This window comes from Roseibium sp. (genome assembly GCF_965229775.1).
GTDB lineage: Bacteria > Pseudomonadota > Alphaproteobacteria > Rhizobiales > Stappiaceae > Roseibium.
The window spans coordinates 6,222,421-6,235,278 of the sequence record NZ_OZ245929.1 but is presented as its reverse complement, the minus strand read 5'-3'; the positions used below and the strand labels follow the sequence as shown (position 1 = coordinate 6,235,278).

Below are 12,858 nucleotides of genomic sequence, written 5' to 3'. Positions count from 1 at the left end.
TCATGGCTGCACCATGGCGTTCAGCCAGGCGCGGATGAAGGTTCTGCGCTTGAGCTGATCCAGGTAGACCAGGAGGCCCGGACCAAGCCGGATCGGACGGAAGGCGGCTTCCCTTTGCAAGACGGCCGGGTCAATGGCCGGCAGACCTGTCCGTTCCTCGATGAGATCCCGGTTGTCCGCCGACACCAGGAAATCGATGAACTGGCCGGCCAAATCCGTATCCCGGGCAGTCTTCGGGATCAGAACCGTGCGCAGCATCACGGTCGTGAAATCCTTGAACTGGAGGATATCCAGATCCGGATGCTCTTCCAGCCGCGCGGCCGCGTAGCTGCCGAGAACGTTGTAGGCCAGCGCCAGCTGGCCATCGACGACGTCCCCGATCATCTGGCTGGAACAGCAATAGAGCCTGGCATTCAGTCTCCCCATGACTTCGGCCATGCGCCAGAGCGATTCCGATTGCCGGGAATCCTGTGTCGCAAACAAATATCCTGCACCGCTTTCCCGGATGTCATAGGTGCCGACCCGGCCATTGAACCTGTCGGGGTTTTCGCGCAGAAGCGCGATCAGCTCGTCCCGGTTCGTGGGCTGCGGAAGGCCTTCAAAGGCTTCCCGCGAATAGACCAGAACCGCGGGTTCCTGCGTGAAGGCAAACAGCCGGTCGCGCCACTTCGCCCAGGCGGGCAGGGATCCGGTTTCGGCGGAAACATGCCGTTCGGCAAAGCCGTCATTGACGAGCTTGGTCTGCAGGTCCATGGCGGAAGAGATCGCGATGTCGAATTCGGCGCTTTCCTCGAAAAGGGCCTTCATGAGTTCGCTGCTCGACGCGGTGACGTAGCGCACACGGATTGTCGGGTTGCGCTCCTGAAAAGCATCGACAAGGGGGGAGAAGATGTCGAGGTCGGCCGTTGAAATGATGTTCAGCGTTGCCGACGGATTGTCGACCTCGAACAGACGTTCCTCTTCGGCGACGAATGCATGCGCCGTGGTCGCCAGCAGGATCAGGCCTGCGATCAGGCTGAAGGCAAGGTGATGGAGGCGCACGTTCCTCTCCCTTCCGGATTGTCGGTCAAAGCCAGCGTTCCGCCGTGTGCCCGCACGACTTCGTCCACGATCGTCAGGCCGAGGCCCGATCCGATGATGTCCTTCACGTTGTCTCCCCGCCCGAAGCGCTGCGTCAAGTGTTGCCGGTCGCCGTCACCAAGTCCCCTGCCTTCATCGAGCACATCGACCTGAACGGTGGTTGCGGCTTCCGATATCTCGACCTTGATCCGGCTGTCCTCGGGCGAATATTTCACCGCATTGTCGAGCAGATTGCGCAGGGCGTTCTGCAGGAGGATGGGGTCCCCTTCGACGGAGCTTGTGGTGTCGGAGCCGGAACAGGTGATGCGGATGTCTTTCAGATCGGCCGTCGGGCTGATCGACCGGATCACGTCCTGGGCGAGATCCTTCATGTTCAGACGTTCCTTTTCCAGGTTGTCGGAGCGCAGAGCCACCATGGCATGATCGAGGAGCTGCCCGGCAGAGCGCGAGCTTTCGTCCGCGGCGCGGATGACTTCGCGCAGGATCTGCTTGTTCTCCGGCTTGCGCACGCTGCGCATGGCGATTTCGGACTGTGTCCGCACGGTTGCCAGCGGCGTGCGGACGTGATGGGCGGCTTCGGCGATAAAGTCTTCCGTCCGGGCGAGAGACGCGCTCAGGCGGGCCATGAAAGTGTTGAGGGACTGAAGCAGCGGAACCAGTTCGGTCGGCGCGGATGTCTCCACCGGACTGAGATCCTGCGGGCCGCGGCGCTCGACGGACTGCGCGAGCCTGTTGAGCGGGCGCATCGCATTGTTGGTGGCAAACCAGCTGAGCGCGCCCGACAGCAGGAAGAAGCCGACGCCCGCGGCCGCCGCAGCGATGGAGATCTGCAGTGAAACGGCTGCGAGCCCCAGGCGGGTCTGGGCGACCAGAACCGTCAGGATCACGGTTTCGTCGCCCACTGTGAGGCGTCGCGGAAGCGCGGCGACGCGTACTTCGTCACTCTTGTAGATGGTGGTTGTAAAGACCGGTGCGCCGACTTCCGACGCGGCTGGCGGCATGGGCAGGTCATCGTAGCCGGTCACCGTCAGATCGTCCGCGGTGACGCGGTAGAACACCCGCTCTTCCGCTATGGAACCGAGCATGGAAAGGGCGGAATAGGGGACGTCCACGAGGATCTGGCCGCGTTCGGCCCGGGCCGCTTCCGAAATCGCAGTGGCCGAGGCGATCAGAATGTTGTCCTGCGTCGTCTCTGCAGCCTGCTGGGCCAGGGCGCGCACGGTGAAGTAAAGCGCGACGGACAGAATTGCCGCCACCAGAAGAAGCTGGAGCAGAAGGCGTCTGCGAAGGGAACCACGCGCGCGGACGGTTGTCATGTGGCGGTCATCCGGTAGCCGACGCCGCGCACCGTCTCGATCCTGACGCGGCCGCCCTGTAATTTCTTGCGGACCCGGCCGACGTAGACCTCGATTGCGTTTTCCGAAACGTCCTCGTCATAGGAAAACAGCCGGTCGACCAGATGCGACTTTGAAAAGATCATGTCCGGTGCTGAGAAGAAGACTTCCAGCAGCCGCAATTCGCGGTTCCTGAGATCAGAGACCTCTCCCGCGACCGCGACGGTCCCTGCCAAGGGATCGAAAACCACGTCCTCGAAGGTCTTCTGGTTCCGGGCCGCCCCCTGGCGGCGCCGGAGCACGGCGCGGCACCTGGCTTCCAGTTCGGAAAAATCGAACGGCTTGGTGATGTAGTCGTCGGCGCCGAGGTCGAGCATGCGAACGCGGTCGGACACTTCCGAGCGCGCGGTCAGGACGATCACCGGGGTGTCGTTGTCGCCCGTGCGGTGGGTCTCGAGAAAGGTTCTGCCGTCCCCGTCCGGGAGCATGATGTCGAGCAGAATCAATTCGTATGCCGTCGAGGCCAGACAGTCCGCGGCCGTCTCCAGATCGGGTGCGTGATCGACCACATGCCCGTCCAGACTCAGCCGATCAACAATCGCTTTTGCCAGTTTTTCGTTATCCTCGATCAGCAGGAAGCGCATGTTTTCAGCCGTTTGCCAATGTTTTTGATGATGTGACAGGTTCCTGTCAGCTTTCCCACTTCTTTTGTGGTTTGCAAGAGGCTCGTGAAGCCTCTGCGTGTCTGGGAGGATATTATGACACTTATGAAGATGACCCGCCGGGTCGTTCTGGCGGCTGCTGCCGCGTCTCTTTCATTCGCAACACCGACCTTCGCTGAAGAAGTCGTCGACAGCATCCACTTCCTGATCCCGGGCGGAGCAGGCGGCGGCTGGGACGGAACCGCGCGCGGAACGGGCGAAGCCCTGACCAAAGCCGGTCTTGTCGGCTCTGCATCCTATGAAAACATGTCCGGCGGCGGTGGTGGCAAGGCCATCGGCTACCTGATCGAAAACGCCGACAGCAACCACGGCACGCTCATGGTCAACTCGACCCCGATCGTGATCCGTTCGCTGACAGGCGTGTTCCCGCAGAACTTCCGCGATCTGACCCTGGTTGCCGGCACGATCGGTGACTACGCGGCACTCGTGGTGCCTGCGAACAGCGAAATTCAGGACGTCAACGGTCTGATCGAAGCCTTCAAGGCGGATCCGGCAGGAACCGCTGTTGGCGGTGGCTCCGTTCCGGGCGGCATGGACCACCTCGTTGCAGCCATGGTTTTCCAGGCAGCCGGTGCTGATCCGGTCGCGCTGAAATACGTTCCGTATGACGGCGGCGGCAAAACAATGGCCGGCCTGCTCTCCGGCGAAGTCCAGGCTGTTTCCACCGGCTTCTCCGAAGCTGTTGAACTGGCCAAGGCCGGTGAAGTCCGCATCATCGGCGTGACGGCTCCCGAGCGCGTGGACGCCTATGCCGATGCACCGACCATGGTGGAGCAGGGCAACGACACGACCTTCGTCAACTGGCGCGGTTTCTTCGCAGCACCCGGACTGCCGGCTGACAAGCTGGCTGCCTACCAGGCCGCGATCGCCAAGATGTATGACACCCCCGAGTGGGAAGAAGTCCGTGCACGCAACGGCTGGGTCAACATCCACAACCCGGGCGATGATTTCCGCACCTTCCTGGAAGGACAGGAGCAGGTGATCGGCGACCTGATGAAGCAGCTCGGCTTCCTCTAAGCCCCGGTTCAAACCGGCACGAAGACAAGCGCGTCCGGGTTCGCCCGGACGCGTCAACCAATCAAGAAATCCTGGGGGGGAACGATGGCGCTCGACCGCTGGCTGGCCCTAGTCATCCTGCTGATCTGTCTGGCCTATGGCTATGCAGCCTATTTCACAATGGACGCGCTGCTGCCGCCGATCATGAAGCGCAGTCCGATCTGGCCATCGAGCTTTCCGAAGGTTCTGGTGATCGGAGGCATCCTGTTGTCCCTGTCCGTTCTCCTGGGCCTGGAGAAGTCTCCCGAAAAGAAGGACGCCGCAGATATCAATCTGTCGCGCCTGCATGAATACAAGGTCGGACAGGCGGTGCTGCTGCTCGCCCTGATGGTTGCCTATGCGCTGCTGCTACGGCCGCTCGGCTTTCTTGCATCCACCTTCCTGTTCCTGACGGTCGGCAGCTTCATCCTCGGTGAGCGCCGCTACGTCACGATGGGGCTCGTTGCCGCCATTGCGGCCGGCACGGTCTGGTACCTGGTGGACGTGGTGCTCGGGATCTTCCTGAGTCCTTTCCCTTTTTTCGTGAGCGGGGGCTGAGATGCTTGAAGGACTTCTGACAGGCCTTTCAACGGCCTTTACTTTCACGAACATCCTGATGGTGGTCGGCGGTTGCCTGATCGGCACCTTCATCGGCATGTTGCCCGGGCTTGGCCCGATGTCGATCATCGCCATCATGATCCCGGTCGCCATCACGATCGGCGATCCGTCCGCAGCGCTGATCCTGTTGGCCGGCGTTTATTACGGTGCCGTTTTCGGCGGCTCGACATCGTCGATCCTGATCAACGCGCCGGGTGTTGCCTCCACCGTCGCCACCTCGTTCGACGGCTATCCGCTGGCGCGCAAGGGCCAGGCCGGCAAGGCACTGACGGTTGCGGCGATTGCCTCGTTCTCGGGGGGGACGATCGGCGCCATTCTGCTGATGGTTTTTGCGCCTGCGCTCGCCTCGGTCGCACTGCTGTTCCATTCGTCCGAATATTTCGCACTCATGGTCGTCGGCCTGTCGGCGATTGCCGCCTTTGCCGGAACAGGCCAGGTGGGCAAGGCGCTGTTGATGACGTTCCTCGGGCTGATGATGGCCACCGTCGGGGAGGGCGTCTTGTTCAATGCGCCGCGCTTCACGATGGGCGTCATGGACCTGCAGTCGGGCTTCGGCTTCATCACGCTGGCCATGGCGATGTTCGCGCTGCCGGAAGCCATCTTCCTCGTGCTCGACCCGAACCGGTCCAAGACCGGGGATGGCAGCGACGGGGGCAAGATCAAGAACCTGCGCATCACCGGCGAAGAAGCCCGCAGCATCACGCCGGTCATCGGCCGCCAGTCGCTCCAGGGGTTCTTCATCGGCGTTCTGCCGGGCGCAGGTGCGACAATCGCATCGTTCCTCGGCTATGCGGTGGAGCGCAACATTGCCTCCAAGGAGGAGCAGGAGCAGTTCGGCAAGGGCTCGGTCAAGGGCATTGCCGCGCCGGAAAGCGCCAACAATGCGGCTTGTACGGGGTCCTTCGTGCCGCTTCTGACGCTCGGTATTCCCGGTTCGGGCACCACGGCGATCCTGCTTGGGGCGCTGATCGCCCTCAATGTCAGTCCCGGTCCGCGCCTGATGGTCGACGAGCCGCAGATCTTCTGGGCGGTGATCATCTCCATGTATCTCGGCAATCTGGTTCTCCTGATCCTGAACCTGCCGCTGATCCCCTATATTGCGAAAGTGCTCGCAGTTCCGCGCAATTACCTGATCCCGTTCATCCTGTTTTTCACCTTGATGGGCGCCTATATCGGGCAGAACAACGCCACGGAACTCCTGATTCTGGTCGGGTTCGGGATCTGTGCGACGCTGTTCCGGTTCGCGGATTACCCGCTGGCTCCGCTCCTGATCGGGTTCATTCTCGGACCGTTGCTTGAGAACAACTTCTCACGCGCCATGCAGCTCTATGACGGCGTGGGCTTCGTCTGGGAACGGCCGATGACGCTCGGATTGCTGATCCTTGCCGTCGTGCTGGTGGTCCTGCCGGGATACCGCGCCAGACGCGCACGGCTGCGCGCCGAAGGCGTTGCCGACGGCGATTGAGGGTGGCCGGATCAAGGAACGCGCCAGGTGTCGAAACCGCTTGAAGGGATCAGGGTTCTTGACCTGACAAACGTGCTCGCCGGCCCCTTTTGCTGCCACCATCTGGCACATCTGGGGGCGGAGGTCATCAAGGTCGAGGCTGCCGGCCGGGGCGACCTGGCGCGCAAGCTGGGGGCCGATCCGGAGCTGAACGACAAGGGCATGGGCGTTTCGTTTCTCGCCCAGAATGCCGGCAAGAAATCCGTTACGGTCAATCTCAAGCACCCGAAGGGCAGGGCGCTGTTCCTGAAGCTCGTCGGAACCGCAGATGTGCTGGTCGAGAACTTCCGTCCCGGCGTGATGGACCGGCTCGGGGTTGGCTACGAGACGCTGAAAGCGGAAAATCCGCGGCTCATCTATTGCGCGATTTCCGGGTTTGGCCAGGATGGGCCCTGGGTCCACCGGCCGGCCTACGACCAGATCATCCAGGGGGCGTCCGGGGTCATGTCGATCACCGGTGACAGTGACAGTGCGCCGCTCCGGGTCGGCTACCCGGTTGCGGACACGGTCGGCGGGATTACGGCGGCATTTGCCATTTCCGCCGCCCTCAACGCCAAGCCACGGGGCAGCTTCATCGACGTGTCGATGCTGGAATCCGTTCTGGCGACGATGGGCTGGGTGGTGTCGAATTATCTCAATGCCGGTGTCGAGCCGGCAGCCAACGGCAACGAGAACGTCACGTCCGCACCGTCGGGCGCGTTCGAGGCGGGCAACGGCCTCCTCAACATTGCCGCGAACAAGGACGAGCAATGGGTGCTGCTGACGGATCATCTGGGCCTGAGTGAACTGCGCGCACGGCCCGACTACGCAACGCGGGAAGACCGGAAACGGAACCGGCTCGCACTCAAGGCGGAACTGGAAACGGTCCTCAAGACCCGGCCCGCCCGGGACTGGGCAAAGGAGCTCAATCGCATCGGCGTGCCGTCGGGCGCGGTGCTGAGCGTTCCCGAAGTGCTAGAGATGCCTCAGGTCGCGGATCGCGGTTTCCTGGGAAGCTATGAGAATGTCCCCGGTGTGGGGCGCGATATCACGGTCACGAGAACCGGGATCAAGCTCGATGGCGTGGCACCCAAAGTCGATGCTCCGCCGCCATTGCTCGGTGAGCACAATGGCGAAATCTGGCGGGATCTCGGCGTTTCCGACGAAGAGCTGATCGAGCTTCAGAAAGACGGTGCGGTATGAGTTCATCGGGCAAGGACGTCTCCGACTGGTGGTCGACGGAGATCATCGACATGGTGCCGGGTCAGATCCGGTTTCGGGGGCACCCGATTGAAGAGCTGATCGGCACGGTCTCGTTTCCGCAGATGATCTGGCTGATGACACGCGGCGACCTGCCGGATGCCGGGCAGGCAAGGCTGCTCGAGTGTGCGCTGGTCGCGGCGGTCGACCACGGGCCGCAAGCGCCGTCGATCGCTGCCGCACGCATGGCGGTCACCTGTGGGCTCGGCCTGAACGGCGCCATGGCGTCGGCGGTCAACATGCTCGACGACGTTCATGGCGGGGCCGGTGAGCAGGCCGTGGAACTCTATACGTCAATCGACAGGGCGGCTGACGGCGGGCTGGCGCTGGAAGACGCGGCAGCGCAGGAGATCGATCGCTGGCAGGCCAAACGTAGCCGGTTTGTTCCAGGCTTCGGACACAGGTTCCACAAGCCGGAGGATCCGCGCGCACCGAGGCTGCTCGGTCTCGTTGACGCTGCGGCGGAGGAAGGGACGGTCAGCGGACGGTTTGCTGAGATCGGACGCGCCGTTCAAGAGATCCTCAACACGCGCAAAGGCAAGCCGGTGCCGATGAATATCGACGGAGCGACGGCGGTCGTCTACGCGGAACTCGGGTTTGCGCCACAGCTCGCCCGCGGCCTGTTCTGCCTGTCCCGCTCTGTCGGCGTGCTTGCCCATGCCTGGGAGCAGATGCAGCAGGGCGGCCGGAACAAGGGGCCGACACCTCCCGACTATCGCTGGACATACACCGGTCCGAATCCGATCGAGGATCGCGACTGAGGCCGGCGTCCGGGTATCGGCGCCGTTCCGTTATCGTCTCGAGGGGCCTTTTTGCGGCGCCGGTCCAAGCGTGTTCCGGCGGCAGATCGTGGTTGGGAGTTCCACGCTTTCCGGAGGTTTGCCGTTGATCGCGCTGATGAGCGCGCGTGCCGCGCATTGACCCATCCGCCGATGGGGGACGTGAACGGTGGTCAGCGGGACCGGTGCGACGCTGGCCAGCTCGATGTCGTCGAAACCGGTGATGGAGACGTCATCCGGGCTACTCATGTTCAAGGCGGTGGCTGCGCGCAGGGCACCCACTGCCAGAACATCGTTGCCGCACATGACGGCGGTCGGGCGAACGTCCCGGGACATGAGGCTGCGAAAGGCCATGTCGCCCTTTTCGATCGAATACTGGGTTTCCTGGACGATCAGGTCGGACGGGTCGAGACCCGCCTCTGCCATGGCATCACGTATGCCGCTAACACGGTCACGGGCCCTGTCGTTCGCTTCGGTATCGGCCGAGATGCAGCCGATCACGGTGTGACCGTTCCTAATGACCAGTTCAGCCAGGGAGCGCATTGCGAGCCGGTTGTTGAAGCCCACCGACAAGTGCTGTTTGTCCGGATTGGACGCCCAGGTCAGCACCGTCGGTATATTGCGTTTTGCCAGATAGTTGTAGATCTGCGGATTGCGCTGATAACCGATCAGGAGCAGGGCATCCGCGCCCCGGACCGTCAACGTCTTGATCTGCTCTTCCTCAAGATCCTGACGGTAGGAAGAGGACGCGACCAGAAGCGTGCAGCCGTTCTGCTGGAGCTCTTCCTGGAAGGCCTGAATGCCGCGCGCAAAGATGGCGTTCTCCATCGTGGGGATGATCGCGCCGATCGTGTTGGTCCGACCGGCCGCGAGCGCGCGCGCGCTGTAATTCGGCGAATATCCCAGCTGATCGACCGCATCCATGACGATCTTCAGTGTTTTCTTCGTGACCCTGTCCGGCGTGTTGAGACACCTGGAAACCGTCGCCGTCGAGACACCGGCTGTCGCGGCGACATCAGCGAGCGTCGGCACTTCTCCTTTCAGTGAATTCGAGACTTCTTCCATCTGTCCAGTTCAGCGTTGAAGCGAAGCACGTGTCAAAGGTTCGGACTCCCATACATGCATTTTCATTTTCAGAGAACGCTTTTTTCTGCTTGCAAATAAAAATGTAAGCGCTTACATTTTTGAAAGCCGGGTTATCTGATCGTTGGGAGGTGATCATGCTTTTGGCTTTGGCGGCCGTCCTGTTTGCCGCTTTCGTGATCAATGTTTCGATCGGTTCAATTGGTGGAACGCCGTTGCTTGGCAATGTCGGCGAGATGATCTTGCTGTTTGCCGTCTCCATTTCGTTCACCGCAGCAGTCCTGAAGAGAGAAGCAAAGAAAAGAACCGGCGAATAACGGACCCTTTTGGAATTTTTGGGAGGAAAACATGAAGAAAACAGAAGATCTCGCATCGCACGAGCGCCGCAATTTCCTGAAGCTCGCCAGTGCAGGCGGTTTCACGGCGGCGGTCGTTGCGGGCGCAGCCGGTGTGCTTTGGTCGGATGAGGCAGTGGCGCAGACTGCCCAGGAAGAGCGGGCCCGCGAGCAGGCCGCCGACCACATCATGACGCTTGCAACGGCCTACGTGCTGGGCGCGTCGCGCAGCTATCCGATCATGCAGCTCGACCTCAAGGAAAACATCCAGAACGCGACGAACGGCAAGGTCTACGTCAAGCTTGCTCCGGGCGGTCAGCTGGGTGCCGGCGGCGCTCTGGCGCAGGCCGTTCAGGGCGGTACCATTCAGGCCGCGCAGCATTCCCTGTCGAACTTCGCTCCGTTCGCGTCGGCTGTCGACCTGATCAACATGCCGTATTTCTGCGGTTCGAACCAGCGCTTCACCAACCTCGTGACGTCCGATGCCTGGAAAAAGGAAGTGCATCCGAAGATCGAAGCCTCCGGCTTCAAGGCGCTGTTCTACGTCGTCATCGACCCGCGTGTCGTGGCCGTGCGCAAGGGCGGCAACAAGGTGATCACGCCTTCCGATCTGTCCGGTGTGAAGTTCCGCGTGCCGGGTTCGGCGATGCTGCAGCAGTATTACCGCATGGTCGGCGCAAACCCGACACCGGTTGCCTGGGGCGAAACGCCGTCCGCGATCAAGCAGGGTGTTGCCGATGCGCTCGATCCGTCCGTCGGTGCTCTCTACGTCTTCGGCTTCAAGGACATCCTGAGCCACGTAACGTTCACGCAGGCGGTGCCGGACAGTCAGGTCTATTCCATGAACCTGGAGTGGTTCAATTCTCTGCCAGCGGATGTCCAGGAAGGCATCGAATTCGCGGGTGAGATTTCCGCTCAGCAGAACCTTGCCAAGGTTCCGGCGGCGCGCGCCTATGCGATGTCCGAACTGGTGAAGTCGGGCGTGGAATTCCACTCTCTGTCGGAAGACCAGCTCGCCGAGTGGCAGGCAGCCGGCGGATACCAGCGCGAGGAATGGGATCAGTTCAAGGTCGAACTGGCCGGTTCCATGGATGCCTTCGGCCGCCTGGAAGAAGCCGCCAACACGATGGGCCGTTACTACGTCCACGACGCATAAGAGTGCGTCGATCGGCCAGCGCCCATGGCGCTGGCCAGATCCCTTTTCTAACATCACCACGCCCGATGACCGCATCAGACCTTTCTGATGGGAACGGCAGAGGAGTGCCCCATGTCGAATGTACTTCAAGCCCTGGACCGGAACGGCGAGCGCTGGCTCCTGCTGGTCTTCTACGTGATGCTTGTGCTGACCATGTTCATTGAAGTGGTCCGGCGTGAGGTCTTTGCCTACTCGTCCATCTGGGGTGAGGAAATCGTCCGGTATTCGTTCATCTACCTCGCCTGGATCGGTGCCGCAGCCGCGGTCAAGGAGCGCGGGCACATCCGCATCGACGTGATCATGCAATATGTCAGTCCGCGGGTGAAAGCGGTGCTCTACATATTCGGCGATCTCGTCATGGCCTTCGTTGCCGTCATCGCCTTCTACTGGTCTCTCGAGACGGTTCTCGTCTCCGCCAAGTTCGGTTCGGTAACCCATGGCCTGCGGATTTCCCAGGTCTGGTTCCTGTCCGCCGTTCCCTTCGGCTTCGCCCTGGTCCTGTTCCGCCTGGCCCAGTCCCTCCTGCGCGACATCAAAGACTTTCGTGACGGACGTCCCGTCTACGAAGGCGACAAACTGTTCGACTGAAGGAGACAGCCATGCTTTGGAATCAACTTCAGCAACAGACCGTCGAACTGGGATGGGATTTTTACGGCCCGGTTCTGATCTTCGTTATCCTGGTCGCGCTCGCCGTACCGGTCTGGGCCGCGATTGGCGCGGCCGCCATCGCAATGCTCATGATCTCCGGTGCGCTGCCGCTGTCGCTGGTCGGTGAAAGCCTGTTTCACGGGATCGACCATTTCGCGCTGACCGCCGTGCCGCTGTTCATCCTGACCGGTGACGTGCTCGTGCGCACCGGCCTCAGCCGCAAATTCCTCGATGTCGCAGAAGCGCTGACCTGCTGGGCAAAGGGCGGTTTCGGGTCTGCGACCGTTCTGGTGTGCGGCATGTTCTCGGCGATCTCCGGTTCCGATGCCGCCGGTGCGGCAGCCGTCGGCCGGATGACCATCGAACGGCTGGTGGAAAGCGGCTATCCGCGTCCCTATGCCTGTGCCCTGGTTGCGGCCGGTGCGTGTACCGGCATCCTGATCCCGCCGTCGATTGCCTATATCATCATCGGTCTCGTGCTTGGAATTTCGGCATCGACGCTTTTCCTCGCCGCGCTGATCCCCGGCATTGCCATTCTCGTCTCCATCCTCGTGACCAACATCGTCATGAACCGCATCTATGCCTATGAGGGCGGCGGGTTGATGACCTTCGGCGAATGGGCTGCGAATCTCGGCAAGGCGCTCAAGTCCGGCTGGTATGCGTTCATCGTTCCTGGCGTGATCTTCTACGGCATCTTTTCCGGCCGCCTGACACCGACCGAGGCGGGTGCCGTCGCGGTCATGATCACGATCGGCATGGGGTTCCTGCTGGGCACGTTGAAGCTGTCGGACTTTCCGGCCATGCTGGTCAGCTCGGCCAAGGTGAACGGCGTCATCGTTCCGATCATCGCCTTTTCCCTGCCGCTCGCCCAGGCGCTCGCCATTCTCGGGGTCCCGCAAGGGTTCGTTTACGCGGTCACGTCGCTGACCAATGAACCGGCGCTGCTGATCCTGTTGATGATCCTGATCCTGATTGCGGCGGGCTGCGTCATGGAGACCACGCCGAATATCGTGATCCTGGCGCCGATCCTGAAGCCGCTTGCCGATAATATCGGCATGAACGAAATCCAGTTCTGTATCATGATGATCACTGCACTGGGTGTGGGCTTCATCACACCGCCGCTCGGACTGAACCTGTTCGTGGTCTCGGGCCTGACCGGCGAGTCGATCCTGAAGATTGCTGCCAAAGCAGTTCCGTTCGTCTTCTTCATGCTGATCGTGACGCTGTTGATCGCCTATGTGCCGGCGCTCTCCACCACGCTGCTACCTGACATTTACAAGTAGGTT

13 protein-coding genes are annotated in these 12,858 nt (G+C 61.7%); 9 read left to right on the top strand and 4 right to left on the bottom strand.

The features are described from left to right. Genes ACO07N_RS28420 through ACO07N_RS28410 form a run of 3 tightly spaced genes read right to left on the bottom strand, consistent with a single transcriptional unit; the run spans position 1 to position 3,058 of the window. Positions 1-1,041, bottom strand: coding sequence for an ABC transporter substrate-binding protein (locus ACO07N_RS28420; protein WP_421984221.1), 1,041 nt, complete (start codon positions 1,039-1,041; stop codon positions 1-3). Continuing rightward, positions 1,011-2,396 (bottom strand): sensor histidine kinase N-terminal domain-containing protein, encoded by a 1,386-nt coding sequence (locus ACO07N_RS28415; protein WP_421984220.1) that lies wholly within the window; start codon positions 2,394-2,396, stop codon positions 1,011-1,013. Before ACO07N_RS28415 ends, ACO07N_RS28420 begins: the two co-directional genes overlap by 31 nt. After that, entirely contained in the window at positions 2,393-3,058 is a 666-nt protein-coding gene (locus tag ACO07N_RS28410) for a response regulator transcription factor (RefSeq protein ID WP_319383244.1), read from the bottom strand. The genes ACO07N_RS28415 and ACO07N_RS28410 overlap by 4 nt, the downstream gene beginning before the upstream one ends. A 114-nt stretch (positions 3,059-3,172) precedes the next feature. Here ACO07N_RS28410 and ACO07N_RS28405 point away from each other — a divergent pair, with 114 nt between their 5' ends. From ACO07N_RS28405 to ACO07N_RS28385, 5 genes are all read left to right on the top strand, one after another. Further along, positions 3,173-4,153: a tripartite tricarboxylate transporter substrate binding protein gene (locus ACO07N_RS28405; protein ID WP_421984219.1), complete on the top strand. Its 981-nt coding sequence runs from the start codon at positions 3,173-3,175 to the stop codon at positions 4,151-4,153. A gap of 84 nt (positions 4,154-4,237) precedes the next feature. Beyond that, positions 4,238-4,729: a tripartite tricarboxylate transporter TctB family protein gene (locus ACO07N_RS28400; RefSeq protein WP_421984218.1), complete on the top strand. Its 492-nt coding sequence runs from the start codon at positions 4,238-4,240 to the stop codon at positions 4,727-4,729. 1 nt (position 4,730) lies between these two features. Further along, positions 4,731-6,254 carry a tripartite tricarboxylate transporter permease gene (locus ACO07N_RS28395; protein ID WP_421984217.1) on the top strand — a complete coding sequence of 508 codons (1,524 nt, stop codon included), beginning with the start codon at positions 4,731-4,733 and terminating at the stop codon, positions 6,252-6,254. Between the two features lie 27 nt (positions 6,255-6,281). After that, the gene (locus ACO07N_RS28390) at positions 6,282-7,475 is read left to right on the top strand and encodes a CaiB/BaiF CoA transferase family protein (RefSeq protein WP_421984216.1); all 1,194 of its coding nucleotides are present in this window, start codon (positions 6,282-6,284) and stop codon (positions 7,473-7,475) included. Continuing rightward, entirely contained in the window at positions 7,472-8,293 is an 822-nt protein-coding gene (locus tag ACO07N_RS28385) for a citryl-CoA lyase (protein WP_421984215.1), read from the top strand. The genes ACO07N_RS28390 and ACO07N_RS28385 overlap by 4 nt, the downstream gene beginning before the upstream one ends. Before the next feature lie 30 nt (positions 8,294-8,323). Here the strand turns inward: ACO07N_RS28385 and ACO07N_RS28380 are convergent, their stop codons facing one another. After that, positions 8,324-9,376 (bottom strand): LacI family DNA-binding transcriptional regulator, encoded by a 1,053-nt coding sequence (locus tag ACO07N_RS28380; RefSeq protein WP_421984214.1) that lies wholly within the window; start codon positions 9,374-9,376, stop codon positions 8,324-8,326. Positions 9,377-9,531: 155 nt separating this feature from the next. On the opposite strand from ACO07N_RS28380, the gene ACO07N_RS28375 reads away from it, so the two are divergent. The 4 genes from ACO07N_RS28375 to ACO07N_RS28360 all read left to right on the top strand — a co-directional run bounded on the left by ACO07N_RS28375 (position 9,532) and on the right by ACO07N_RS28360 (position 12,855). Beyond that, a complete protein-coding gene (locus ACO07N_RS28375; protein WP_421984213.1) occupies positions 9,532-9,711 on the top strand; it encodes a hypothetical protein in 180 nt (59 codons plus the stop codon). Positions 9,712-9,742: 31 nt separating this feature from the next. Then, a complete protein-coding gene (locus tag ACO07N_RS28370) occupies positions 9,743-10,885 on the top strand; it encodes a TRAP transporter substrate-binding protein (protein ID WP_421984212.1) in 1,143 nt (380 codons plus the stop codon). 111 nt (positions 10,886-10,996) lie between these two features. Continuing rightward, positions 10,997-11,512: a TRAP transporter small permease gene (locus tag ACO07N_RS28365; protein WP_319383235.1), complete on the top strand. Its 516-nt coding sequence runs from the start codon at positions 10,997-10,999 to the stop codon at positions 11,510-11,512. 11 nt (positions 11,513-11,523) lie between these two features. Next, the gene (locus ACO07N_RS28360; RefSeq protein WP_421984211.1) at positions 11,524-12,855 is read left to right on the top strand and encodes a TRAP transporter large permease; all 1,332 of its coding nucleotides are present in this window, start codon (positions 11,524-11,526) and stop codon (positions 12,853-12,855) included. Positions 12,856-12,858: the final 3 nt, after the last annotated feature.